19 protein-coding genes and 1 pseudogene are annotated in these 25,208 nt (G+C 69.9%); 8 read left to right on the top strand and 12 right to left on the bottom strand.

The annotated features are described in order from the left end of the window. Window positions 1–39: 39 nt before the first annotated feature. Entirely contained in the window at window positions 40–1,971 is a 1,932-nt protein-coding gene (locus AC5Y6X_RS00500; protein ID WP_499983442.1) for an MFS transporter, read from the top strand. Here AC5Y6X_RS00500 and AC5Y6X_RS00495 read toward each other — a convergent pair. Together AC5Y6X_RS00495 and AC5Y6X_RS00490 are read right to left on the bottom strand one after the other, a co-directional pair. Then, window positions 1,968–5,378, bottom strand: coding sequence for a TM0106 family RecB-like putative nuclease (locus tag AC5Y6X_RS00495; protein WP_499983440.1), 3,411 nt, complete (start codon window positions 5,376–5,378; stop codon window positions 1,968–1,970). The two genes, AC5Y6X_RS00500 and AC5Y6X_RS00495, sit on opposite strands and share 4 nt — an antisense overlap. 41 nt (window positions 5,379–5,419) lie before the next feature. After that, the gene (locus tag AC5Y6X_RS00490) at window positions 5,420–6,058 is read right to left on the bottom strand and encodes an LppP/LprE family lipoprotein (protein WP_499983439.1); all 639 of its coding nucleotides are present in this window, start codon (window positions 6,056–6,058) and stop codon (window positions 5,420–5,422) included. 70 nt (window positions 6,059–6,128) lie between these two features. On the opposite strand from AC5Y6X_RS00490, the gene AC5Y6X_RS00485 reads away from it, so the two are divergent. Further along, the gene (locus tag AC5Y6X_RS00485; RefSeq protein ID WP_499983437.1) at window positions 6,129–7,802 is read left to right on the top strand and encodes a DEAD/DEAH box helicase; all 1,674 of its coding nucleotides are present in this window, start codon (window positions 6,129–6,131) and stop codon (window positions 7,800–7,802) included. Next, window positions 7,799–8,938, top strand: coding sequence for an acyltransferase family protein (locus tag AC5Y6X_RS00480; protein WP_499983435.1), 1,140 nt, complete (start codon window positions 7,799–7,801; stop codon window positions 8,936–8,938). The genes AC5Y6X_RS00485 and AC5Y6X_RS00480 overlap by 4 nt, the downstream gene beginning before the upstream one ends. 22 nt (window positions 8,939–8,960) lie before the next feature. On the opposite strand, the pseudogene AC5Y6X_RS00475 reads toward AC5Y6X_RS00480, so the two are convergent. The 6 genes and pseudogenes from AC5Y6X_RS00475 to AC5Y6X_RS00450 all read right to left on the bottom strand — a co-directional run. After that, window positions 8,961–9,494: pseudogene (locus AC5Y6X_RS00475) on the bottom strand (PPE family protein); the annotation flags it as partial. Window positions 9,495–9,648: 154 nt separating this feature from the next. Further along, entirely contained in the window at window positions 9,649–10,233 is a 585-nt protein-coding gene (locus AC5Y6X_RS00470) for a TetR/AcrR family transcriptional regulator (protein ID WP_499985147.1), read from the bottom strand. Continuing rightward, complete coding sequence (locus AC5Y6X_RS00465) at window positions 10,224–11,468, bottom strand: cytochrome P450 (RefSeq protein ID WP_499983434.1); 1,245 nt, start codon at window positions 11,466–11,468, stop codon at window positions 10,224–10,226. Before AC5Y6X_RS00465 ends, AC5Y6X_RS00470 begins: the two co-directional genes overlap by 10 nt. 202 nt (window positions 11,469–11,670) lie before the next feature. Then, window positions 11,671–11,973, bottom strand: coding sequence for a toxin (locus tag AC5Y6X_RS00460; protein ID WP_324676408.1), 303 nt, complete (start codon window positions 11,971–11,973; stop codon window positions 11,671–11,673). Then, window positions 11,970–12,197: a ribbon-helix-helix protein, CopG family gene (locus AC5Y6X_RS00455; protein WP_499983432.1), complete on the bottom strand. Its 228-nt coding sequence runs from the start codon at window positions 12,195–12,197 to the stop codon at window positions 11,970–11,972. Before AC5Y6X_RS00455 ends, AC5Y6X_RS00460 begins: the two co-directional genes overlap by 4 nt. 42 nt (window positions 12,198–12,239) lie before the next feature. Further along, on the bottom strand, window positions 12,240–13,607 hold the full coding sequence (locus tag AC5Y6X_RS00450) for an FAD-binding oxidoreductase (protein WP_499983430.1): 1,368 nt from the start codon (window positions 13,605–13,607) through the stop codon (window positions 12,240–12,242). A 65-nt stretch (window positions 13,608–13,672) separates the two neighbouring features. On the opposite strand from AC5Y6X_RS00450, the gene AC5Y6X_RS00445 reads away from it, so the two are divergent. Then, window positions 13,673–14,269: an SHOCT domain-containing protein gene (locus AC5Y6X_RS00445; RefSeq protein WP_499983428.1), complete on the top strand. Its 597-nt coding sequence runs from the start codon at window positions 13,673–13,675 to the stop codon at window positions 14,267–14,269. A 13-nt stretch (window positions 14,270–14,282) separates the two neighbouring features. Here AC5Y6X_RS00445 and tap read toward each other — a convergent pair whose 3' ends face one another. Further along, window positions 14,283–15,515 (bottom strand): multidrug efflux MFS transporter Tap, encoded by a 1,233-nt coding sequence (gene tap / locus AC5Y6X_RS00440; protein ID WP_499983427.1) that lies wholly within the window; start codon window positions 15,513–15,515, stop codon window positions 14,283–14,285. A 72-nt stretch (window positions 15,516–15,587) separates the two neighbouring features. On the opposite strand from tap, the gene AC5Y6X_RS00435 reads away from it, so the two are divergent. The 3 genes from AC5Y6X_RS00435 to AC5Y6X_RS00425 all read left to right on the top strand — a co-directional run bounded on the left by AC5Y6X_RS00435 (window position 15,588) and on the right by AC5Y6X_RS00425 (window position 18,705). Then, window positions 15,588–16,415 carry a uracil-DNA glycosylase gene (locus AC5Y6X_RS00435; RefSeq protein WP_499983425.1) on the top strand — a complete coding sequence of 276 codons (828 nt, stop codon included), beginning with the start codon at window positions 15,588–15,590 and terminating at the stop codon, window positions 16,413–16,415. A 6-nt stretch (window positions 16,416–16,421) separates the two neighbouring features. Then, entirely contained in the window at window positions 16,422–17,540 is a 1,119-nt protein-coding gene (locus AC5Y6X_RS00430) for an FAD-binding protein (RefSeq protein ID WP_499983423.1), read from the top strand. Between the two features lie 133 nt (window positions 17,541–17,673). Continuing rightward, entirely contained in the window at window positions 17,674–18,705 is a 1,032-nt protein-coding gene (locus tag AC5Y6X_RS00425; protein ID WP_499985145.1) for an LLM class flavin-dependent oxidoreductase, read from the top strand. Window positions 18,706–18,708: 3 nt separating this feature from the next. On the opposite strand, the gene AC5Y6X_RS00420 is transcribed toward AC5Y6X_RS00425, so the two are convergent. From AC5Y6X_RS00420 to AC5Y6X_RS00410, 3 genes are all read right to left on the bottom strand, one after another. Further along, window positions 18,709–22,626, bottom strand: coding sequence for a diguanylate cyclase domain-containing protein (locus AC5Y6X_RS00420; protein ID WP_499983421.1), 3,918 nt, complete (start codon window positions 22,624–22,626; stop codon window positions 18,709–18,711). Between the two features lie 103 nt (window positions 22,627–22,729). Next, window positions 22,730–23,176 carry a nitroreductase family deazaflavin-dependent oxidoreductase gene (locus tag AC5Y6X_RS00415; protein WP_499983419.1) on the bottom strand — a complete coding sequence of 149 codons (447 nt, stop codon included), beginning with the start codon at window positions 23,174–23,176 and terminating at the stop codon, window positions 22,730–22,732. 10 nt (window positions 23,177–23,186) lie between these two features. After that, a complete protein-coding gene (locus AC5Y6X_RS00410; RefSeq protein WP_499983417.1) occupies window positions 23,187–23,615 on the bottom strand; it encodes an HIT family protein in 429 nt (142 codons plus the stop codon). Window positions 23,616–23,797: 182 nt separating this feature from the next. On the opposite strand from AC5Y6X_RS00410, the gene AC5Y6X_RS00405 reads away from it, so the two are divergent. Next, window positions 23,798–25,195 (top strand): amidase, encoded by a 1,398-nt coding sequence (locus tag AC5Y6X_RS00405; RefSeq protein ID WP_499983416.1) that lies wholly within the window; start codon window positions 23,798–23,800, stop codon window positions 25,193–25,195. Window positions 25,196–25,208 lie beyond the last annotated feature (13 nt).

Here is a 25,208-nt window from a genome sequence, read left to right as displayed (position 1 = left end):
CCGGAGAGCATCGTCCCGGAGCTGAAGCGAGGTGAGTGCATGACCACGGCGACGCCCAGGTGGGCCGGGGGAACCCGGCGGCCGGGGCAGAGCCGTGCCGGCCTCGCCGGGCGCTGGAAACTCACCGTCCCGTCGAGCCCGTCGCATTCCGCGAACCCGTGGAACGCGCTATGGGCGATGATGATCGGCTTCTTCATGATCATGGTCGACTCGACCATCGTCGCCGTCGCCAACCCGACCATCATGGTCGACCTGCACACCGGGTACGACACCGTGGTCTGGGTGACCAGCTCCTATCTGCTGGGGTACGCGGTGGTGTTGCTGGTCGCCGGGCGGCTCGGCGACCGGTTCGGCACCAAGAACCTCTACCTGGCCGGCCTCGCGGTGTTCACGGCCGCCTCGCTGTGGTGCGGGCTGTCCGGCAGCGCCGCCATGCTGATCGCCGCGCGCGCGGTGCAGGGCGTCGGCGCCGGGGTGCTCACCCCGCAGACCCTGTCGACGATCACCCGGACCTTCCCGCCCGAGCGGCGCGGCGTCGCGGTCAGCCTGTGGGGCGCCACCGCCGGGGTCGCCACCCTGGTCGGGCCGCTGGCCGGCGGCGCGCTGGTCGACGGGCTGGGTTGGCAGTGGATCTTCTTCGTCAACGTCCCCATCGGCGTCGTCGGCCTGGGGATGGCGCACTGGCTGGTGCCGGTGTTGCCGACCCAGGCGCACCGCTTCGACCTGGTCGGGGTGGCGCTGTCCGGGGTGGGCATGTTCCTGATCGTGTTCGGCCTGCAGCAGGGCCAGGCCGCGCACTGGGAACCGTGGATCTGGGCGACGATCGTCGCCGGCGTCGGCTGCATGTCGGTGTTCGTCTACTGGCAGGCCGTCAACACCCGCGAGCCGCTGATCCCGCTGGACATCTTCGGCGACCGCGACTTCAGCCTCTGCAACGCCGGAGTGGGCGTCATCGCGTTCGCGACGACGGCCACGATGCTGCCGCTGATGTTCTACACACAGGCGGTGTGCGGCCTGTCGCCGATGCGTTCGGCCCTGGTGATCGCGCCGATGGCGGTCGCCAACGGCGTGCTCGCGCCGTTCGTCGGCGTGCTCGTCGACCGATACCACCCGCGGCCCGTGCTGGGCTTCGGCTTTTCGCTGCTGGCGATCGGGCTGACGTGGCTCGTCTTCGAGATGGCCCCGGACACGCCGATCTGGCGGTTGTTGTTGCCGTTCGCCGTCATCGGCGCCGGGAGCGCGTTCGTGTGGTCGCCATTGACCGCCACCGCGACGCGCAACCTGCCGCCACACCTGGCCGGCGCGGGTTCGGCCGTGTACAACTCGGTGCGCCAGCTCGGCGCCGTGCTGGGCAGCGCCGCCATGGCCGCGTTCATGACATGGCGGATCAGTGCCCAGATGCCGGGAGTCGTCGGCGGCGCCGCCGACGGCGCCGTCGGCCTGCAGCTGCCCGAATTCTTCCGCGAGCCGTTCTCCGCCGCGATGTCGCAATCGATGTTGCTGCCCGCGTTCGTCGCGCTGTTCGGGATCGTTGCCGCGCTGTTCCTGGTCGGTTTTGCGCCGTCGCCATCGTCCGACGCTCGCCTCGGCCACCACGACTACTACGACGGCTATGACGACGACGACGGCTACGACGACGACTACGAGGACTACGTCGAGTTCATCCTGCGTCGCGAACCCGATGTCGCGCCCCCGCGGGAAGCGCCGGTGAGCCTCGGGTACCAACCGGAAAGCGACGACGACCCTGTCGACGCACCGCGCAAAGCGTTCGCCGACCCGCCGCCGCGTGCACAACCGATTGGCTTCGCGCACAACGGCTCTCATGTCGACCACGAGCGGCGGTTCCGTCCCATCGCCGAGGTCGCGCGGCGTGCATTCGAGTCTGCGGGCGAGGCGCCGGGAGGGCAGCACTACCGTGCCGATCCGGACGACGACCCCACCGGCTACGGCCGGCACTCGTCCGGTCGCTAGGCCCGCTCCGTCAGCGCCAGGAAGGCGCCCAGGTCGATCAGGCCCGCGGGCGTGCCGGGCAGGTACTCGGTCAGCTGCTCGGACCGAACGATCACCGCCGCGTACTGCGCGCGGCTGACGGCGACGTTGAGCCGATTCCGGTTGAGCAGGAACGAGATTCCGCGCGGCACTTCGTCGACGGACGAGGCCGTCATCGAGACGAAGACCACCGGTGCCTGCCCGCCCTGGAACTTGTCGACCGTTCCGACCCGGACCGAGCCCATGCCGGCGGACGCCAACCGGCGGCGCACCAGCGCCACCTGCGCGTTGTACGGCGCCAGCACCAGCACGTCGGAGGCGGCCAGCGGCCGGGTTCCGCACTCGTCGGTCCAACGGGCGCCGACCAACCGCCGGATCTCGACGACGATCGCATCGGCCTCCTCCCGGCTCTCGGTCGAGTTCCCTTGGTGCCGAACGGAAAGCACGCGCACACCGGGCTCGTGTCCATCGAGGCGGCGCGCGGCGGTGCGCTCGGCGTGGGGCCGCAGCCTGCCCTCGTAGGACAGCGCCGAGACCGCGGCGCAGACCGCCGGGTGCATCCGGTACGAGCGGCCCAGGAAGTAGCCGCGCTCGTCGGGCAGCGTGCGCCGACCGTCGACCAGCCAATCCAGCGCCGACGTGTCCACCGGCTCCGGATGGGTGCCCTGACTGACCTGCGGTAGCTGTTGCGGGTCGCCGAGCAGCAACAAATTCGCGGCCGCCGGTGCCACGGCGATCGTGTTGGCCAAACAGAACTGGCCCGCCTCGTCGATCACCAGCAGGTCCAGGCTGCCGGTCGGCACCCGCGCGGGATTCGCGAAATCCCATGCGGTACCGCCGATCACGCATCCGGCGGTGTTCACGATGAACGCGGCGTAGTCGCCGCTGTCGATCTCCTGCCAGCGCGGGGCGTGGTGGTCGTGGGCCTTCTTGGCGACCCGGGCGGCGTCCAGCCCGGCATCGATCACGGCGTCCAGCAGGTTCTCCACCGCGGCGTGTGATTGCGCGACCACGCCGATGCGCCACGAACGCTGCGTTACCAGGCGCTGGATCACCTGGGCGGCGGTGTACGTCTTGCCGGTCCCCGGCGGCCCGTGCACCGCGAGATACGACGAGTCCAGGTCCAGCGCCGCGGCCGTGATGTCGGCGATCGCGTCGGCGCCGCGCGGCAGCGGAGCGCCGCTGCGGGTTAGGGGCGGGCGGCGCAGCAGGATGTCGATCATCGCGGTGCGCGGCAGTTGCGGCAGCCCGGCGGCCACCGCGGCGGCGGTCGATTCGATCGAGTCCCGCAGCGCCGTGGTGCGGACGGGCGGTCCCGGGGTGAGCGCGAAGGGCAGCTGGTGAAATGTGTTGCCGTCGTTGCCGACTCGCTCAAGGATGACCACCTCGGTGGGCACCACGGGATCGTCGGCCTCGACGATCACGGCCCGCCCGGCCGCGCGGCGGTCGGGGTTGTCGGTCATGCCCGGCGGGGCCGGGGCGTCATAGAGGGCGAACACGTTCGTCAGCAGGTCGCCGCGGGCCAGCTCGCCGCGCAGCCGCGCCCGCCGCTGCTGCTTTCGCGCGCGAGGGGGCAGCTGCCAGTCGGCGTCGACCGACGCGTGATCGGCGACGAAGACGTCGGTGTTGTCCGCCCACTCCTCGACCGGGAAGTTCAGCCGGTCGAAGTGCGCCCACCAGAACGGCTTGTCCTCGCGCCGGTGGTAGCCGCGCGCCGCGGCCACCAGCGCGACCGCCGTCTGCTCGGCGGTGCGTTCGCCGACGGCGGCGTCGCCGGCGAACGCCGCCAGCACCGTCGCCACCCGGTCGTGCTCCTCGGCGGGGCCACCGTCGGGAACCGGTTGGGCGCCAACGGGTGTGACACCGGATTCCCACGCACGCACCAGCAGCCAGTTGCGCAGCTCCTGGGTCGACCGGCAGTCGTAGTGGTTGTAGTCCTCGATCTCCTTGAGCACGGTGGCGGCCTCGTCGGCGCGGCCGTCGTCGTGCAGCTCGCAGTACCGGGCGTAGGAGGTGATCGAGTCGGCGGCGGTGGTGACGTCACCGGAGCGCAGCTGCGCCCCCATGTAGAGCGGCTCCAGCGCCTTGAGGCCGAACGACTCGGCGCCCACCCGAATGCTCTTGCGCACCAACGGATACAGGTCGACAAGCGTCCCGCTGCGCAGCAACTCGTCGACTTCGTCCTCGCCGACCCCGTACCGCCCGGAAAGGCGCAGCAGGGCCGTCTTCTCGTAGGGCGCGTAATGGTAGATGTGCATGTTGGGGTGGCGCCTGCGGCGCTTGGCCACCATCGCAAGGAAATCGGTCAGCGCCTTGCGCTCGTCGGCCCGGTTGTGGGCCCACAACGGTCGAAAGCACCCCTGCGGCCCGGCTTCCAGGACACCGAAGAGGTATTCCAGCCCCCAGTCGCGGCCGTCGGCGGTCCACAACGGATCGCCCTCGAAGTCGAAGAACAGGTCACCCGGGTCGGGCTCGGGCAACAGGGCCAGCGGCTGCGGGTCGGCGATCTCGAACACCGGCTCGCCGGTCTCGCGTTGCAGGACTTGCAGTTTGGCCTGCGCGGTCAGCTTGGCCAGTGCGCTCGGCGCCAGGTCGGGCACCGGCCCGCGGTGGACGGCCAGGTCGGCGACCGTGGCGACGCCGGCGTCGATGAGCTTGTCCCGCTGGCTGACCCGCATGCCGGCGACCAGCAGCAGGTCGTCGGTGCCGCGCACCTGTTCCTCGCACGACGGGCAGCGAAAACAGGCCCGCACCCCCTCGTCCTCCCAGCGCACCGCGGCGCCCGCGGCGTAGTGCTCGTCGAGCAGGCGCTGCAACAGCGCGCGCTGGGATCGGTAGACGGGGATCAGGTCGCAGACGCGGTACCGCAGCACCGACCCGTCGCCCAGCCGCAGCTCGGCGTCGGGCGCGACCGGGACGCCCATGCCCTCCAGCGCGTCGGCGTAGGCGGCCAGCTGCAGCAGCGCGGTGACCTTGGGGGAGCGGGCCAGCTTGGTGTCGACGAGCCGATAGCGCTCGCCGTCGCGGAGCAGGAAGTCGGCGAATCCCACGAAGCGGCCGTCGAACATCGCGGCCTGATACACCACGGGAGCGCGGTGGGCGATGGCGCGCCGGGTCGCCTCGGCCGCCGCGGTCAGCCCGGCGAGCGTGTGTGCGGGACGGCCGATGACCGCGACGTCGTCGCCGAACTCCCCGCGGAGCCGGTCCAGCTCGCGCCGCTCGTGTTCCCGCCCCAGGGCGGCGGTGCGTTCGAGCAGGTCGTCCTCCACGGCGACGGCGGGGCCCCGGCCCAGCTTCGCGTCGAAATCGCGCAGCAGGGCGTACTCGCAGCGCGCCGCGGCCGCGAGATCCGAGGCGCTGTAAACGATGCTGTCGCCGGTGACGAACACAGCAGCAACTGTAGGTGAGGCGGGTGACAGCGACGCCGCGCTCAGCGGCCGGCGGGAGTGTTGCCGATGAGCTCGACCGTGCTGCCGTTCCAATGGAACCGCACAACGGTGTTCAGGCCGTTGATGCCGCCGGGGTAGGTCAGCGCCACCGTGTCGCCGGTGGTCTGCGACGCGTCGATGCCGTTGAAACCGTAGGTGTCGGGCACCCCCTGCGGGATGAACTGGCCCAGATGGAACAGCACCGCCCGGGTGGTCGGATTGACGGCGTTGGTGTTGGCCTTGACGATCACCGCCGACAGCTGGGCGCACTGGTTGTAGTTGCCGGCCAGCGGCTCCGGGTTCCAGGGCTGCTGGCTGCGCGGGTCGCGGGGCAGATCCGACACCACCTTCGCGATGGTGGGCGAGCTCAGGTTGACCGCGCACGGGTCCGCCGGGGCGCCGCCGCCGGGCGAGGCGGCCGCACCCGACGGCTGGCCGGGCGCGCCGCCGGCCGCGGCCGAGGTGGTCGGGGTCGTCGCCTGCGGGGTCTTCGCGACCGTCGAGTCCCCCGAACCGCAGCCGGTCAACGTCGCGCCGATCACGGCCGCAACGGACAGGGCGGACAGCGGCTCGACGGGGCAACGCAGCGACCACACAATCGCGCACCGTACCGTCACCGGGCTCGCGGGTGTGGCAGGCATGCCGCGCCCGGCCGCGCTCGCCCGCGCTCGGGTCCGCTGAGCTCGCGATCCCCACTAGACTTCATGGACGATGACCTTCCCCGACAGCCCGGCCGAGGCTGTTTCTACGACATTTGCCGACCTGCAGATCCATCCCTCCGTCTTGCGGGCGGTCGCCGACGTCGGCTACGAGTCACCGACGGCCATCCAGGCGGCGACGATCCCGGCGCTGATGGCGGGTTCCGACGTGGTGGGACTGGCCCAGACCGGCACCGGCAAGACGGCGGCCTTCGCGATCCCGATCCTGTCCAGGATCGACGCCACCAGCAACGCGACCCAGGCCCTGGTGCTGGCGCCCACCCGGGAGCTGGCGCTGCAGGTCGCCGAGGCGTTCAGCCGCTACGGGGCCCACCTCCCCAAGGTCAACGTGCTGTCGATCTACGGCGGGTCGTCGTACGGAGTGCAGCTGGCCGGGCTTAGGCGCGGGGCCCAGGTGGTGGTGGGCACCCCCGGACGGGTCATCGATCACCTGGAACGCGGCACGCTCGACCTGTCGCGGGTGGACTACCTGGTGCTCGACGAGGCCGACGAGATGCTCGCCATGGGCTTCGCCGACGACGTCGAGCGCATCCTTTCCGAAACCCCGGAATACAAGCAGGTCGCGCTGTTCTCCGCGACCATGCCGGCACCGATCCGCAAGCTCACCGCCAAGTACCTGCACGATCCGCTGGAAGTCAGCACAAAGGCGAAAACCGCCACCGCCGAGAACATTTCGCAGCGCTACATCCAGGTCGCCGGGCCGCGCAAGATGGACGCGCTCACCCGCGTCCTCGAGGTGGAGCCGTTCGAGGCGATGATCGTGTTCGTGCGCACCAAGCAGGCGACGGAGGAGGTCGCCGAAAAGCTGCGTGCCCGAGGGTTTTCCGCGGCCGCCATCAACGGCGACATCCCGCAGGCGCAGCGCGAGCGGACCATAGCCGCGCTGAGGGACGGCGGCATCGACATCCTGGTCGCCACGGATGTGGCCGCCCGCGGGCTGGACGTGGAGCGGATATCGCATGTGGTCAACTACGACATCCCGCACGACACCGAGTCCTATGTGCACCGCATCGGGCGCACCGGCAGGGCCGGGCGTTCGGGGACGGCGCTGTTGTTCGTCGCCCCGCGGGAACGCCACCTGCTCAAGGCGATCGAAAAGGCAACGCGGCAAACGCTGACCGAGGCCGCGCTGCCCACCGTCGAGGACGTCAATGCGCAGCGGGTGGCGAGATTCGCCGATTCCATCACCGACGCGCTCGGCGCCCCGGGAATCGAACTGTTTCGCAAGCTGGTCGAGGACTACGGACGTGAGCACGACGTCCCGATGGCCGACATCGCCGCGGCGCTGGCGCTGCAGTCCCGCGACGGCGAGGAGTTCCTGATGGCGCCCGACCCGCCGCCCGAGCGGCGCAGCGAACATCGGGATCGCCGCGAGAAGCCAAGGCAGACACGGCTATTCAGCACCTACCGCATTTCGGTGGGCAAGCGGCACAAGATCGGGCCGGGCGCGATCGTCGGCGCCATTGCCAACGAGGGCGGCCTGCACCGCAGCGATTTCGGCCACATCGCCATCGGGCCGGATTTCTCGCTGGTGGAGCTGCCGGCGAAACTGCCGAAGGCGACGCTGAAAAAGCTTGAACGCACCCGCATCTCGGGCGTTCTCATCGACCTTCGGCCCGACCGGTCGCCCGGCAAGACCAAACAACGCGGAAAACGTGCCGGATGACCCTGTCCGAGGAAAGAGACGCCCAGGGCGGCCTCGAACAGGTCGCCCACGTGGACCGGGTCGCGTCGCTGACCGGCATCCGCGCGGTCGCCGCCATCCTGGTCGTCGGCACTCACGCCGCATACACCACCGGCAAGTACACCCACGGCTATTGGGGCCTGGTCGGTTCCCGGATGGAGATCGGCGTGCCGATCTTTTTCGTGCTGTCCGGCTTCCTGCTGTTTGGTCCGTGGGTGAAATCGGCGGCGACGGCTGGACCGCCACCTTCGCTGAGTCGCTATGCGCGCCACCGGGTTCGCCGCATCATGCCCGCCTACGTCATCACCGTGCTGATTGCCTACGTCCTGTACCACTTCCGCGAGGCCGGACCCAACCCCGGACATTCGTGGATGGGGCTGCTGCGCAACCTCACCCTGACGCAGATCTACACCGACGGCTACCTCGGCAAATACCTGCATCAGGGCCTGACCCAGATGTGGAGCCTGGCCGTGGAGGCGGCGTTCTACCTCGTGCTGCCCGCGCTGGCATACGTGCTGCTGGTGCTGGTCTCCCGGCGGCGCTGGCAGCCGAGGCTGGTGATCGGCGCCCTGGCGGCGATGGCGTTGATCAGCCCGGCCTGGCTGGTCCTGGTGCACACCGACCACTGGTTCCCCGACGGTGCCCGGCTGTGGCTGCCGACCTACCTGGCCTGGTTCCTCGGCGGCATGCTGCTGACGGTGCTGCAGCGGATGGGCGTGCGGTGCTACGCGTTCATGGCGATACCGCTGGCAATCATCTGTTACTTCATCGTCTCCACCCCGATCGCGGGGGCGCCCACCACGTCGCCGGCGACGCTGGGGGAGGCGCTGTACAAGACGTGCTTCTACGCGGTGATCGCCGTGTTGGCGGTGGCGCCCCTGGCCCTGGGCAACCAGGGGCTGTATTCGCGGCTGCTGGCCAGCCGGCCGATGGTGTGGCTGGGCGAGATCTCCTACGAGATCTTCCTGATCCACCTGGTGACCATGGAATTCGCCATGGACTACGTGGTGCGCGCCCGCGTTTACACCGGCTCGATGCTGTACCTGTTCGTCGCGACGCTGGTCGTGACCGTCCCACTGGCCTGGCTGCTGCACCGGTTCACCCGCGTGCGGGACTGAGCGCGGTCGGCTACACGGCCACCAATGTGGGGAGGTTCTCCCGCAGCGGCTCCAGCGGGGCCAGGCCGGCCCAGGCTGACGAGGCGCCGGCGTGATAGTTGGTCATCGCCGTCACGTCCTGGGCCCACATCTCCTCGTAGTGGGACTCGGTGGCCGCGATCGCCGGGGTGTTGAGCCCCAAGAAGTTCGTGCTCGCCAGCGTCGCCAGCAGGGTCCGGTTGGCCGCGACCGCCTGCGTGGGCACGGTGTCGGCCTGCGCCGCCTCGAACGAGGCCGCCACCGCCGCGGCCTGGGCGGCCGCCCGCTCGGTGTGGCCGGCCGCCGCGATCAGCCATGCGGTGTAGGGCGCGGCCACGGCCGCCATCGCCGCCGCGGCGGGTCCCTGCCATGTCTGTCCCGACAGGTTCGACGTCACCGACCCGAACGCGTTCGCCGCCGCCCGCAGTTCGGCGGCCAGGCCACTCCAGGCCGACGAGGCCGCGAGCATGGGCGCCGAACCCGCACCGGTTTGTATGAGTGCCGAATTCACCTCGGGCGGCAAACAGGGATAAGTCACTGCCCGTCCTTCCTCAGTGGCGCGCGCAAAAGACCACTGCAACTTCCAGGTCTTGTCCCCACCGACCGTTCTGCGACGGTCAATTGGTCAACATAGCGCGGCCCCGCCGCCCAGTTGGGCGGTTTGGCGGAATCGCCCGATTTGAGATGCCAAGCTAGCGACGACGGGCGCCGGCCGGCGTGACGATCGGGACGACGAACTCCTCGATCATCGCCCGCTCGTCGGCCTCGTCCCGGCCCGGGTACATCAGCAGCGAGGTGATCACCCGCACCACCCACCGAGCCCGGCGTTCGACGGTCGCGGGATCTTCGGGACCGAGCGAGCTGAGGAACGCGGCGGCCAGGGCGGTGATCACCTCCGACTTTTCGGCCACCTCGCCGCCGATCGGGGGGCGGGTGGTGGCGAACCAGGACGCCAGCGCCGCGCTCTCGCGGACCATCCGCAACGTCGCGGTGATGCTGGCGACCAGTCGCTCGCGCGGGTCGTCGACGCCGTCGATCTTCTCCCTGATCGCGCGGCCGAGGCGGCGCGCCTCGCGATGCACGTACGCGGTGCGCAGCGCCTCGCGGTTCTCGAAGTAGCGGTACAGCGTCGCGCGGGAACAGCCTGCGGCCCTGGCGATTTCGTTCATTCCGATCGACGCCTGGTCGCGCAGCGTGTAGAGCTCCTCGGCGGCATCGAGGATCCGGTCCACGGCCGCTTCGCCGCGGTGCGAGGCCAGCCAGTCGGTCATCGGGATTTCACCGTGAACGGCACCGACAGCGGACGCCGCACGTAGCTGCCCCCGGCCCATACGATCGCGGACTCGTCCACCTCGAAATCCGGGCAGCGGGCCAGCAATTCGGTCAGCGCCACCCGGGACTGCATCCGCGCCGCGGCCGCGCCGAGGCAGTGGTGCGCGCCGTGGCTGAACGTCAGGATGTTGCGCGGGCACCGGGTGACGTCCAGCTCGCCGGCGTCCGAGCCGTATTGGCGTTCGTCGTGATTGGCCGACGCGTAGAGGAGCAGCACCTTGCGGCCGGCCGGGATCGTCGTGTCGCCGATCGTGACGTCGCGGGTGGCCGCGCGCGCCAGCCCCTGCACCGGCGAGGTCATCCGGAGCAGCTCCTCGACGGCGTCGGGGATCAGTTCGGGGTTGTCCACCAACAGCTTTCGCTGGTCGGGACGCCGGTGCAGCAACGGCATCGACCCGCCCAGCATGCCGGTCACGGTGTCGTTGCCGCCGGTGACCATCGTGAACGTGAACGCAAGGATCGACAGGGTGCCGGAGATGTCGCCGTCGGCGCCGACCCCGGCGGCGACCAGGTGCGAGACGGTGTCGTCCTCGGGTTCCGTCCGGCGCCGCTCGATCAGCCGGGTGAAGTACGCCATCATCGACCCGACCGCGTCGCCGAGGGTGTCCAGCGCCCCGGCGACGCCGCCCTCTGCGGTGTTGGCGGCGACGATGGCCTGGGTCCAGCCGTCGAATTGCGACCGATCCTCCTCGGGCACACCCAGATAGTGCGCGACCACCATCGACGGCAGCGGCTTGAACAGCTCGGTGACGATGTCGCCGCCGCCGTCGGCGCGCAGCCTCTCGATGCGCTCGACGACGAACTCGCGCACCTTGGGCTCCACCGCCTCCACCTGACGCGGCGTGAACCCGCGCGACACCAGCTTGCGAAACTCGGTGTGCACCGGCGGATCCTGCATGACGAACGGCGGATTGTCCTGCAGCCCAATCATTTCCAGGTCGCCATAGTTGACCGTCAGCCCCTGCGCCGACGAGAACGTCTCGTGGTCCCGCGCCGCCGCCCACACGTCGGCGTGCCGGGACAGCACGTAGTAGTCGTCCCCGGGGTGTCTCGGGGGAACGACGTGGTGTACCGGGTCGTGGTCGCGCAGCGCGCGGTACATCGGCCACGGGTTAGGCCAGGTGTCGGCGGTTGCCAGCTCGAACCGAACCGGTGCGCTGTGAGACATATCTACCGACATGTCTTATATGTAAGGCATCCCGATAGATATGTCAACGCTGCCAGCCCCATTGCCCGAATCCGCCGGCCCGATGATCTAGATGCCCGCGGTCAGCCGCAAAGCTGGGGTCCGGCTGTTGCCGCGGCGTCGAAGGCCAGTTGTGCGAAAGCAGGGTCCCATGGTTGTGGCGACAATGCCGCCGATATCCGATTGCGCTGAGTTGTCAGGTAACGAGTGCTGTGACGGTCGTAGTCGTTTCAGCGAGCGCCGGGGCGCCGATATTACCGATGGGTTCATCGAGGGCGGCGACAGGGAGCCACTGGATGAGCTCCGGTAAGACAACCCCTTTGGGTTGCTGCACCGTCACGATCATAGCCATTGTGCCGCTGGGGATTTCACCGGGAACAAAGGGGCAGGTGATGACTCGCCCGGTAGCGGCTGCGAGGTGAATCGCGTTAGAGAGGACGATCACATACAGCTCCTGGTCGGTGTCGCGACGTGGCGTGATGTCTCCGGGCGTGATCACAGCCCGGCGGCCCGATTCGCCCGATAAACCTTCTCCGCGTAGGCGTCGATCTCGAGGGCTGGCACAGTGTGTGCGGTGTAGTTCTCCAGCGAGATTCGGAGATGCTCATTGCGCAGGGCTCGTTCGATCATCTCTGAGCGATTCAGCCCGGCCGCCTGGGCGTCCGCATCGGCCGCCGCCAGTACGGCCTGATCGATCGTCACTGAAATCTTGTCTTTCGCCATACCAAATATCCTACTTTGAGTAGGACAATCATCATGCGCGAACTAGATCGCCGCGCCCGGGTTGAGGATGCCCAACGGGTCCAGCGCCCGCTTGATGCGCCGGTTCAGGTCCATCGCCTCGGGTCCCAGGTAGCCGTCCAGCCAGGGTCGCTTCAGCCGGCCGACGCCGTGCTCACCGGTGATGGTGCCGCCGAGGCCGACGGCCAGGTCCATGATTTCGCCGAACGCGACGTGGGCGCGCTCGGTCATCGCGGCGTCGGCGGGGTCGTACACGATCAGCGGGTGGGTGTTGCCGTCACCGGCGTGGGCGATGACCGAGATCATCAGGTCGCGCTCGGCGGCGATGCGGGCGATCCCGGTGACCAGCTTGCCCAGCGCCGGCAGCGGCACGCCGACGTCTTCGAGCAGCAGCGACCCCTTGGCCTCCACCGCCGGGATGCAGAACCGGCGGGCGGCGACGAATGCCTCGCCCTCGTCGGGGTCGTCGGTCGAAAACACTTCCGTCGCATGGTTTTCGGCGAATATCGCGGCCATCAGCTCGGCGTCCTGCGACGCCGCGCGCCCCCTTTCGTCGGAGCCGGCCACCAGCATGGCGGCCGCGCCGCGGTCCAGGTCCATGCGCATCGTGTCCTCGACGGCGTTGATCGCCACCGAGTCCATGAATTCCAGCATCGCCGGCCGCATCCGCGCGGCGACCCCGAGCACCGCGTCGACCGCCGACTCGACGGAGGCGAAGGTGGCCACCACGACGCTCGAGGTGTTCTGCGCGGGCAGCAGCCGCAGCGTCACCTCCGTGATGACGCCGAGCGTGCCCTCGCTGCCCACGAACAGCTTGGTCAGGCTCAGTCCCGCCACGTCCTTGAGCCGCGGTCCGCCCAGCCGGACCGCGGTGCCGTCGGCCAGCACCACCTGCACGCCCAGCACATAGTCGGTGGTGACGCCGTACTTGACGCAGCACAACCCGCCCGCGTTGGTGGCGATGTTGCCGCCGATGCTGCAGATCTCGAACGACGACGGATCGGGCGGATACCACAGGCCGTGCTCGGCGGCGGCCTTCTTCACCTCGGCGTTGAACAGCCCGGGCTGGCATACCGCGGTGCGGGTGACCGGGTCGACGGTGATGCCGCGCATCTTCTCCGTCGACAGCACGATCCCGTTGTCCAGCGCGGTCGCCCCGCCCGACAGGCCGCTGCCGGCGCCCCGGGGCACCACCGGCACCCGGTTGGCGGTGGCCCAGCGCAGCACCGTCTGCACCTCCTCGGTGCTCCGCGGCCGGACGACGGCCAGCGGCTTGCCGGCCGACGGGTCGAAGGCGCGGTCCTGGCGGTAGCCCTCGGTGATGGCGGGATCGGTGACGACGGTCCCGTCGGGCAGCCCGGCGATCAGCTCGGCCAGGACGTCAGCAGTCACGACCCGATCCTACGGGCCTGTCGGCGCTGTACAGTTGAGCGATTCTCCGAAAGGTCGGGTCAACGGTGTTCGGACGCAGAGATCTCAGCAAAGTCGGCGCCCGCGCGTTCGCGGAGGTTCTGGCCGCCGAGCAGTCGGCGGTCTCGGTCACCGTCGGCAACCCGAACCTGGTCGGCAACACCGAGGTTCGCTGGAAGCTGCTGCTGCGGGTCATCCCCGAGGCCGACGCGCCGTTCGAGGCCACCGTCGCGGCGCTGCTACCACAGCTGAGCCCGCCGCGCCCGGGCCTGAGGCTGCCGGTGCTCTACGACCCGAATGACCACAGCCGCGTGCAACTCGATCGCCGGCCGGGCGCCACGGCCGATGCGGCCATTGACGCCGTGACCTCGGCCCGCCCCGACCTGGCGGGTGGTCAGGTCATGGGCATGCCGATGACCGATGTCATCCGCCGGGCCATCGCCGACCCCACCGCGTTCCGCGAAGAGATGATGCGGCGCGGCGCCGAGATGCAACAGCAGGCGTTCGGCGCGATGCAGGCGGCGCAGGCCCAACCGGCCGCTGATCCGGTCGATCGGCTTGAGCGACTGGCCGCGCTGAAAGACCGTGGGCTGCTCACCGACGAGGAATTCGAACAGCAGAAGCGCAGGATCCTCGGCGACTGACCCGGCGGGGAATTCAGGCTTTGTCGCGTACCGGTGCGCGGTCCAGCTCGCGCAGCGACGGCAGCCCGCACGCGACGAGCCCGAGCACCAGGATGGGCACCGCCAGCGTCAAGAACGTCGCCTTCAGCCCGGCGGCGTCGGCCAGCGGACCCGCCACCAGCAAGCCCACCGGGCCGGCGGCGTAGGTCAGCCCCGTCATCACCCCGACCACTCGGCCGCGCAGGCGGTGCGGGGCGCGCGTCTGGATCATGTAGTTGTAGATCGGCTGGATCGGACCGTAGACCAGGCCGGTCAGCGCGCACAGCGCCAGGATCACCGGCAGCGGCGGCAGGAACGCGATGCCGGCCGTCGCGGCGCCGAAGGTGAGGGTCGCGGTCAGCAGGGCGGAGCGTCGCCGCGTGTGCCTCGACAGCACGGCGTAGCCCAGCGCGCCCGCCACGCCGCCGATCGCCAGCGCCATCAGCGCCCAGCCCAGCTGCGCGGGCTGGTGCCGGTCGGCGAAATACTTTGGGAACAGCACGCTTTCCATCGGCAGGTAGAGCGCGGTGACGGTCAGGTCGATCAACCCGAGGGTGCGCAGCACCCGCAGATTCCAGACGAATCGCATCCCCTCGGCGATGCCGGACACCAACCCGTCGGGCCGGGTCGCGTGGTGCGGCCTGCCGGCGCCCTCGAGCCGCAGCGCCCCGATCGCCAGGATCGACAACCCGAAAAAGCCCGCCGTGACCCACATCGTGTTGACGCCGCCGACCGTGGCGATCATCAGGCCGCCGATGCCGGGGCCCACCATGAAGCCCAGGTTGAGAATCGCCTCGTAGCCGCTGTTGATCCGGTCGAGCGACCAGCCCGCGCGGGCGGCGGCCTCGGGCAGCATCGACTGGCGCGCCGTCGTCCCGGCCGGGTCGAAAGCGGCCGCGCAGAAGGCCAATACGGCCAGCATCGCCAGATTGATCGCCCCGGGCCCGAACAACCAGGCGCTCAGCGGGACGGCGGCCACCGCGGTGCCCGACAGCGAGTCGGAGACCAGCGAAACCCGGCGGCGCCCGAAAAAGTCGACCGCCGCGCCGGCGACCAGCGTGGAGACCACCAGCGGCAGCGTCATGGCGGCGGCCACGACCGACGCGTCGCGCGCGCTGTGCTGGTGCTGCAGCGCCAGCCACGGGAACGCGACGATCGAGATGCCGGTACCCGCCGTCGCCATCAGCGTGGCGAACAGGATCAGTAACGCCGGCCCGCTGCTCTTCATGGGATATCGCGGCTGAATGTAGCGCCAAACCGATACCAGCCACCACCGAATTTCGCCGCCGTCCGCGCGTGAATGCAGGATGTTCATGTGCTCGCCCATCCGAACACCGGCCAGCGGTTCGGCTCTCCCGTCGCGCCCGGCAGCGGTTGGCCCGGCGACCCGGCCACGCCGCGGACCCCGGTGGCGGCCGATCCCGCCCAGGTCGTCACGCTGGCGGCCCGGGCCGGCTCCATACCGGAGCTCGACGCCGTGATCAGCGTGTGCCGGGCCTGCCCTCGGCTGGTCCGTTGGCGCGAGGAGGTCGCCGTCGTCAAGCGGCGCGCCTTCGCCGACCAGCCGTATTGGGGGCGGCCGGTGCCGGGCTGGGGATCGGAGCACCCGCGGCTGCTGATCGTCGGCCTGGCGCCCGCCGCCCACGGCGCCAACCGGACCGGACGGATGTTCACCGGCGACCGGTCCGGCGATCAGCTCTATGCGGCGCTGCACCGGGCCGGTCTGGTCAACCAGCCGACCAGTGTCGACGCCGCGGATGGCTTGCGCGCCAATCGGATCCGCATCACCGCGCCGGTGCGGTGCGCGCCACCGGACAACGCCCCGACGCCGGATGAGCGCATCACCTGCTCGCCCTGGCTCGACGCCGAATGGGGCCTGGTGTCCGACGACGTCCGCGCCATCGTCGCCCTGGGCGGGTTCGGCTGGCAGGTCGCCCTGCGCATGTCGGGTGCGGCCGCGCGGCCCAAGCCGAAATTCGGCCACGGCGCCGTCGCGGAGCTGCCGTCGGGCGTGCGCCTGCTCGGCTGCTACCACCCGAGCCAGCAAAACATGTTCACCGGTAGGCTGACTCCCTCGATGCTCGACGACATCTTCATCGACGCCAAGAGGCTGGCAGGAATCAAGTGATCCCGCATGTCTGAGGTGCTGGTCTCGGGAGCCAGCGTCGCCGGCACGACGTTGGCGTATTGGCTTGCCCGCCATGGCCATTCGGTCACCGTCGTGGAGCGCCATCCGGGCCTGCGCCCGGGAGGTCAGGCGATCGACGTGCGCGGCCCCGCGCTGACCGTGCTGGACCGCATGGGCCTGCTGGCCGCCGCCGAGGAGCGCAAGACGCGAATCCGCGGTGCCTCCGTCGTCGACCGGGACGGCAACGAGCTGTCCCGGGACACCGAGTCGACCCCGACGGGTGGTCCCATCGACAACCCCGACATCGAGCTGCTGCGCGACGACCTGGTCGAATTGCTGTACGGGGCAAGCCAATCGGGGGCCGAGTACGTGTTCGACGACAGCATCGTCGATTTGGACAACCGAGGCGCATCGGTCGACGTGAGGTTCGAACGCGCGCCCGACCGCAGCTTCGACCTGGTCATCGGCGCCGACGGCCTGCATTCCAACGTGCGCGGGCTGGTCTTCGGCCCGGAGGAGCGGTTCATCAAGCGGCTGGGGACATTCGCGGCGATCTTCACGGTGCCCAACTTCCTGAACCTGGACCACTGGCAGGTCTGGCACTACGGGGACGCCTCGCTGGCCGGGGTCTACAGCGCGCGCGACAACACCGAGGCGCGGGCCATGTTGGGCTTCATGGACCCCGAGCTGAGCATCGACTACCGCGACACCGAGGCCCAGTTCGCCGAGCTGGAACGACGGATGACCGGCGACGGCTGGGTGCGCCCGCAACTGCTCGAGTACATGCGTGCGGCACCGGATTTCTACTTCGACGAGATGTCGCAGATCGTGCTGGACCACTGGTCGATCGGCAGGGTGGCCCTGGTGGGAGACGCCGCCTACTGCTGCTCACCGTTGTCGGGCCAGGGGACCAGCGTCGCGCTGCTGGGCGCCTACATCCTGGCCGGCGAGCTCGCGGCCGCCGGCGACGACCACGGCCTCGGCTTCGCCAGCTATTTCAGGGAGTTCAACGGCTACGTCAAACGCACCCAGTGGCTGGCCACCGACAACATTCCGGGCGGCGCGCCCATCTCGCAGGAGCAGTTCGACGCCGTCGTCGGCTCGATCGCGCTCAAGGACTACTGACCGCTATCCACGGCGTTGACTCTGCGCTCAGGGAGGAGTTTTGCGAGTGGGGTCCGCCCTGACCGCAGAGTCAAAGCCGCAGGTGCCGGGCGCCCGCGGGAACGTTCGCACGGCCGCGGGCGTTGACGTCATCGTGCGACTCTCCGTCCTCGACCTCGTCCCGGTGCGCACCGACCAGACGACCTCCGACGCGCTGGCGGCCACCGTGGCGCTGGCGCAGGCCGCCGACCGGCTGGGTTTCACCCGCTACTGGGTCGCCGAACACCACAACATGCCGTCCGTGGGGGCCACCAGCCCGCCGGTGCTGATCGCCTACCTCGCCGCGCAGACCTCGCGGGTGCGGCTCGGGTCGGGCGGCGTGATGCTGCCCAACCACGCGCCGCTCGCGGTGGCCGAGCAGTTCGCGCTGCTGGAGGCCGCCGCCCCGGGCCGGATCGACCTGGGCATCGGCCGGGCGCCGGGCTCCGACCCGGTGACGTCGTACGCGCTGCGCGGCGGGCGGGACGATCGCGACATCGAGAACTTCCCCGAATACCTCGACGACGTGGCCGCACTGATGAGCCCGCGCGGGGTGCGGGTGCCGCTGCGCTCCGGGGACTACGTCCTCAAGGCAACCCCGGCCGCCGCGACCGAACCGCGCCTGTGGCTGCTGGGATCGTCGATGTACTCGGCGCACCTGGCGGCGGCCAAGGGGCTGCCGTACGTGTTCGCCCACCACTTCTCCGGCAAGGGCACCGAAGAGGCGCTCGAGCTCTACCGATCCCGCTTCGTGCCCAGCAAGCTGGCGGCCGAGCCGGTGACATTCTTGACGGTCAACGCCGCCGTGGCCGAAACCCACGACGAGGCAACGGCTTTGATGCTGCCCAACCTGCAGATGATGGCCAGGCTGCGGACCGGGGAACCGCTCGGACCGGTGCCGCTGGTCGAGGAGGCCCAGGTCGCGGAGCTGACGCCGCAGCAGCAGCGCATCGTGGAAAGCGGGCTGCAACGCGCCGTGCTGGGCACGCCCGCGGAGGCCGCCGAGCAGATGCGGACGCTTGCCGAACGCTTCGGCGTCGACGAGGTGATGGTGCACCCGGTCGCCTCGGCCCACCGCGGCACGGCACCCGCCACGGCGCCGGCGCGGGTGGCCACGCTGGAGCTGCTGGCCAAAGAGCTCTTCTGATGATCAGTCGCTCACTCCCGCTTCGGATTTCGAATCCGAGCCGGGAACGTGGCTGACGATCCACCGCCGCAACTCGTCGGCGGGCAACGGCGGGCTGTGCACGAAGCCCTGCGTGATCGTGCAGCCGTAGCGCCGCAGTGCGCTCAGCGTGATCTCGTCTTCGACTCCCTCGGCGACGAGTTCGGCGCCGAGGCTGCGGGCCAACGCCACCGTGGACCGCACGATGGCCACCGACCGCGGGTCCTGGGCCAGCCGCGCCACGAATATCCGGTCGAGTTTCAGCTCGTCGACCGAGACATCCTGCAGGCGCGCCAGCGACGACCACCCGGTGCCGTAGTCGTCGATCGAGATGCGAACGCCGATGCGCTGCAGCTCGGCCACGGTGTTTCGGGATCGCACCGAGTCGACGAGCGCGCTCTCGGTGATCTCGACGATCAGGGCGTCGGCGGGCAGGTTGTGGGCTCGCAACAGCCCCTCGATGGTGCCGACCAACTCGAGGTCGAGCAGGTTCGTCGTCGAAAGGTTCACCGCGACGGTCAGCGGCATGCCCTGCGCGCGCCAGGAATCGATCCGTTCGAGGGCGCGGCTGACGGTGCGCTTGGCCACCTTCCGCATCAGCCCGGCGCGTTCGGCGGCGGGCAGAAATTCCTCCGGCAGCAGCAATCCGCGGGTCGGATGATGCCAGCGCAGCAGCGCCTCGACGCTGTGCACGCTGCCATCGCTCGCGTTGATCTTCGGCTGGTAATACAACGTCAGCTCGTCGCCGTCGAGCAGCGCGGCGCGCAGCTCCTCGATCAGGTTGGGGTCGTTGTCGCGGTACAGCTCGAACGCCGTGTCATACACCGCGATCTTGCCTTTGGCGGTCTTGGCCTGCGGCACGGCCGTCTCGGCCCGACTCAGCAGCTCCTGCGGATGGTCGCAATGGTCCGGGCAGAGCGCGATGGCGATGCAGGCGTCGACTTGCATGGTGATAGGATCCAGCGCGAACGGTTCGCTCAGGGCCTCGAGCAGGCGACCCGCCTGCGCGCGTGCGGCGATGAGGTCGGAACCCTCGCTCATCAGGATTGCGAACTCGTCGTCGCCGGTGCGGGCGAGCAGATCCTCGCGACGCACGCACCGCGACAGGCGATTTGCGATGTGGCACAACAGCTCGTCGCCGAAGTGGCGGCCGATCGAGTCGTTGATCTCGTGAAACTCGCAGAGCTTCACGATCAGCAGCGCTTGACGTGCCGGCGTCCCCCGCGTCGACGCGCGGGCCGGGGCGGGCGCCGCCGATTCGGCGGACAGCGCGGTCAGCGCCGTCGCCAGTGATCGCCGATTGGGCAGCGCGGTCAGCTCGTCGGTCATCGCGCGCTTGTGGCTTTCGGCCAGCATGCTCACGTCCCGGAAGGTCACCGAAAATCGCGCGGTCACCGCGATCAGGCTCAACGCGGCCAGCGTCGCCGCCAGGCCCGAGCGGTGACTCAGGACGACGACCCCCAGCGCCACGACCGTGCACGCCACCGGCGTGGCGTAGGAGCCCAGCCCGCGCCGCGGCACGGCTGTTGCGGCAGAGCCGGGTGGGCAACTGGCCATCGCCACCAGTAAGGACGAAGCGGGCCACAGGGCGTCGAGCGCGCTGCCGACCCGGTATGAGCCCGCGGAGGTCTGGAAGAGATACGCCGTATCCGCGATCGCGAAACCGATGAAGCCCGCGATGAGGAGACCGCAGCGAAACCCGTTGCGCCGGCCGAGTATCGGCAGCATCCCGGCGGCCACGGCCAACAGCACGAGATCACCGCACGGATAGACCAAACCCATCAGCACGGTCGCCGGTACGCGGGTCGCGGCCGCGTGGATGGGTCCCGCCCACAGCGCCACGGCCACCGCGGCGGTGGTCAGCCCGCACACCAGCGCATCCAGCCGGATCGGGGTCGGCACCCGCGTCAGGCGTTCCCGCAGGACCAGCATCAGCCCGGCAAACACCAACGGGTAGAACATCAGGTACGCCGGATCGGCCACCGATGGTGACTGACCTTCGGGCACCCAGAGGTCGTAAGCGACGTCGCCCATCGCCGAACATGCCATACCGGCCGCGATCAGAACCCAACCCAACCGGTCGGCCGCGATGCGGTACGCGCGAACCGCAATCAGCGCCGCCGCCAACAGGTTCAACGCCGCGTACGCGGACTTGGAGAAGATGCTGTGGCCCGCGCTCGGGTTGAGAATGCTCGTCGTGGCGAAGGCGATCACACCGATCGCCAGGATTGCGAAGGCGATCCGGATTGCTGTGGGGGTCCGCGGAACGCCTTTCGACGCATCGGTGGTTCGCTCCGGTTTTGCCGGTGCGGCTTCGGGGATCAACGTGGACGCCGGCGCCCGCTCGCCGCCCGCCGCCGGTGAGCCGGTCACCTGCGGGAACCTGTAGGGGAAGGGCAGATCGGGAACAAAGCTCCGGATGCATTGGCCGCCTTCGCGTTTCGCGGCGTACATGGCCAGGTCGGCGTGCCGGAGCAGCTGGTCGACGGTGCAGCCGGACGCGGCGGTGGCCGCCGTGAACCCGATGCTCGGGCGCACCGCCACCGGAACGCCGTCGATCACGATCGCCGGTGCGAACGCGTCGAGAACCCGCTGCGCCGCCGCCTGCGATTCCTCGACGGAACCCTCGATCAGCACCGCGAATTCGTCGCCGCCGAGGCGCGCGACGGTGCCCGTTTCGCCCAGCGCGGCGGTGATCCGCCCGGCGACCCGGATGAGCAGCTCGTCGCCGGCCGGATGGCCCAGGGCGTCGTTGACCAACTTGAAGTTGTCGAGGTCGAGGCACAACACCGCGATCGGCGCCGCGTCGTGCCGTTGGCGGGCAACGGCCTGTTCCATTCGCTGGATGAAGTGCGCGCGATTGGAGATGCCGGTCAGGCTGTCGCGAAAGGCCTCCCGCGCGACTTCGGAAAGCAGACTCTGGTTTTCGACGAGCACCACGAACTGCCGGGCGAGCACCGCGGCGACCAGGATCCCCGCCAGGATGGGCAGCGGCCCGTGCCCCGCCTGGTTCACCGTGTAGCGCCAACCGACCCCGACGGCCAGCAGCAGCGGCAGGTAAGGCAACCACAGCAGCGCGGGTGCCAACGTGTGTTTCCGCGGTTCCGCCGTGGGCGACTCGGTGACGCTGGCCAGGCCGGCCAGCGTCATCATTCCCAGTCCGGCGACCCTGCCCAGGTCGGCGAGGGTGCCGCCGTGATAGCTGCCGATCCCGGTCTCGAACACCATCGCGATGTCGGCGACGCCGATCGTGCCGATTCCGCCGGCCAGCAGGCTTCGGCTCGGCCGGTCGCCGGGACGCGCCCTCGACAGCATCAGGATCGCGGTCGTCATCAGAACGACGTCGGCGAAAACCTGCGTGATCGTCGCGAGCCGCGAGCCGGTGTCCACGCGCAATTGTTTGTCGAGGACGAATGCCCACGAGATGACGAACAACGACGTCGCCAGGATGAGACCGTCCAGCACCACCCGGCGCGGACTGTGGCGGGAGAGATGGGACAACAGCGCCAAGGACGCCAGCGCGCCGATCGGATAGAGGAGCGACGCGGCCTCGGCCGTGGCCGGGTGCATGGCGTGCTCCACTTCCGGGCGAACCTCGTAAACCGCCCAGATCACCGTGCCCGCCGCCCAGCCCAGGAGGCCCGTCATCAGCGTCAGCCAGCCGAGTCTGCGGCGACGTTCGACCGCTGCGCGAGCCGCATGGCCGGCGGCGGCCGCCGCGACCACGAGGCAGCCCACCAACACCATCTCGTCGACCGGCCGAGATATGTGCGCGTCGTTCCACCCCGACATCGACGAGGCCGCGATCAGCGCCGCCGCGGCGCCGTACCCCCCGACGACGAGCCAGCCGACGCGCGCGGGCAGCCCGAGGCGCCGCCACGGACTTCCCGTCCAGCGATTCATAGCCGCCCAAACCCGTCTTTGCTTTGCGGTGGACGCCGGAAAAGCGTCACTGCGCGCTAGTGCAGAATAAACCGCCGGACGCGCTCGGGGGCCACTACCAGGTCTACCGATGCGGGGTCAGCGCGAAGATCGGAATCGGCCGCGACGTCCGGCGTTGGTAGCTGGTGTAGCGATCCGAGTTGTTCTTGTTGACCAGTTCCCACAGCCGCGGGTAGTCGGCGTCGTCCGGGGTGAGCCGGCGTGCGGTCACTCCGAACCGCTTGGGGCCGACGTTGATTTCACACTCCGGGCGCTTGCGCAGGTTGTGGTACCAGCCCGGGAAGCGCTCGGCGCCGCCGTTGGATGCGACGATCAGATACGAGTCGCCGTCGCGCGCATACGTCAGCGAGGTGGTGCGCGGCTGCCCGGTTTTGGCGCCGACCGTGTGCAGCAGCAGGCTGGGTGGCGCGCCCGGTATGCGATGCCCGATCCGGCCGTTGGTCTTTCGGTAGATCATGTCGTGCAGACGCAATAACGGCACGCCCACGAATTGCTCTAACGGGTTGGTCATCCGCCCAGTCTTACTGACTGGCGTCGATCCGGGCCAGGGCCTCGCGCAGGATCCGGCCGGTGGCGTCCCGGTCCGGGTCGCGGCGCAGCAGCATTCCCTTGGCGACCGTGAGTTTGTCGCCGTTGCGCCTCGGCAGCACGTGCAGATGAATGTGCATCACCGTCTGGAAGGCCGCCGGGCCGTCGTTGATCGCGATGTTCGTCGCGTCGGCCAGCTCGGTCGCGCGGGCCGCGCGGGCGATGCGCTGGCCGATGCCGATCATCTCGGCCAGCGTCTGCGCCGGGGTGTCGGTGAGGTCGACGGTGTGGCGTTTGGGCAGCACCAGGGTGTGGCCGCGAGTGAACGGGCGGATATCCAGGATCGCGAGATGGTCCTCGTCCTCGTAGATCCGGATGGCCGGTGCTTCCCCGGCGACGATCGCACAGAATACGCAGGACATGCCGCCACGGTACTGGTTCGCCCGGTCTGGGCGTGCGGCCAGGGCTTTGACTGTGAGCCCACGGCTTTGGCAGTGAGCCAACGGCTGAAGTCGCCCGCCGGATTTGCGCCCAGGCTTCACTTTCAAAGCCGTGGGCTCACAGTCAATGCCGGGGCCAGGGGACGGCGGGATACGCTGCCGCAGTGGATGCTCGCGATCTCGCCTTCGCCGGCGCGGCCGCGCAGGCCCGGATGCTGGCCGACGGCGAACTGACCGCACCGGAGCTGCTCGAGGTTTACCTGGAACGCATCGCGCGCCTGGACAGCCAGCTCCGTTGCTACCGCGTCGTCTTGTCGGACAGCGCCCGCCACGAGGCCGCGGCGGCGCAGGACCGGCTCGACGCCGGTGAGCGGCTGCCCCTGCTGGGTGTGCCGGTCGCGATCAAGGACGACGTGGACGTCGCCGGCGAGGTGACGACGTATGGCACCGGCGCTCACGGCCCGGCCGTGACCTCCGATGCGGAGGTGGTTCGCCGGCTGCGCGCGGCGGGCGCGGTCATCCTCGGCAAGACCAATGTGCCCGAGCTGATGATGTTCCCCTACACCGAGTCGCTGACGTTCGGGGCGACCCGCAATCCGTGGAACCCCAGGCGCACCCCGGGCGGCAGCAGCGGGGGTAGCGCCGCCGCGGTAGCTGCCGGGCTGGCTCCGCTGGCGCTGGGATCCGACGGCGGCGGCTCGATCCGGATCCCGGCGACGTGGTGCGGGTTGTTCGGGCTGAAGCCGCAACGCGATCGGATCTCGCTGGAGCCGCACGACGACGCGTGGTACGGGCTGAGCGTCAACGGCCCGCTCGCCCGGTCGGTGATGGACGCCGCGCTGTTCCTGGACGCGACGGCCACGGTTCCCGAAGTATCCGGCCCGAGTGGCGAGTTCGTGGCCGCGGCGGCGCGTGATCCCGCCAGGCTGCGAATCGCCTTGAGCACCAAGGTCCCAACGCCGCTGCCCGCCCGAGTGGGGACGCGACAGTGTGCGGCGGTCGACGAGGCCGGCGCGCTGCTTCGCGACCTGGGCCACGAGGTCGTCACGCGCGACCCCGCATATCCGGCCGCGCTCTACTCGAATTACCTGCCCCGCTATCTGCGCGGCATTTGCGACGACGCGGACGCTCAGCCCCACCCGGACCGGCTCGAGGCGCGAACCCGAAACATGGCCCGCGCGGGATCGTTCTTCTCCGACCGGCGGATGGCCGCGCTGCGCACCCGGGAGGCTTCGCTCGCCAACCGCGTCCAGTCGATCTTCGACGACGTCGACGTCGTCGTGACCCCCGGCAACGCGGCGGGCCCGTCGCGCATCGGCGCCTACCAACGCCACGGCGCGGTGTGGACGCTGATGGCGGTGTCGCAGCGGGTTCCCTACCAACAGGTCTGGAACCTGACCGGCCAGCCGGCCGCGGCCGTGCCGTGGGACTTCGACGGCGACGGGCTGCCGCTGGCGGTGCAGCTGGTCGGCCGGCCCTACGACGAGGCGACGCTGCTGTCGCTGTCCGCGCAGATCGAGGCGGCGAGGCCGTGGGCCCATCGCCGACCGCCCGTGTCATGACGGTGTCATGACG

The organism is Mycobacterium sp. NGS26 (genome assembly GCF_059813025.1).
Note: the sequence above shows the minus strand (reverse complement) of the source record. Positions and strands in the feature narration are given on the sequence as shown.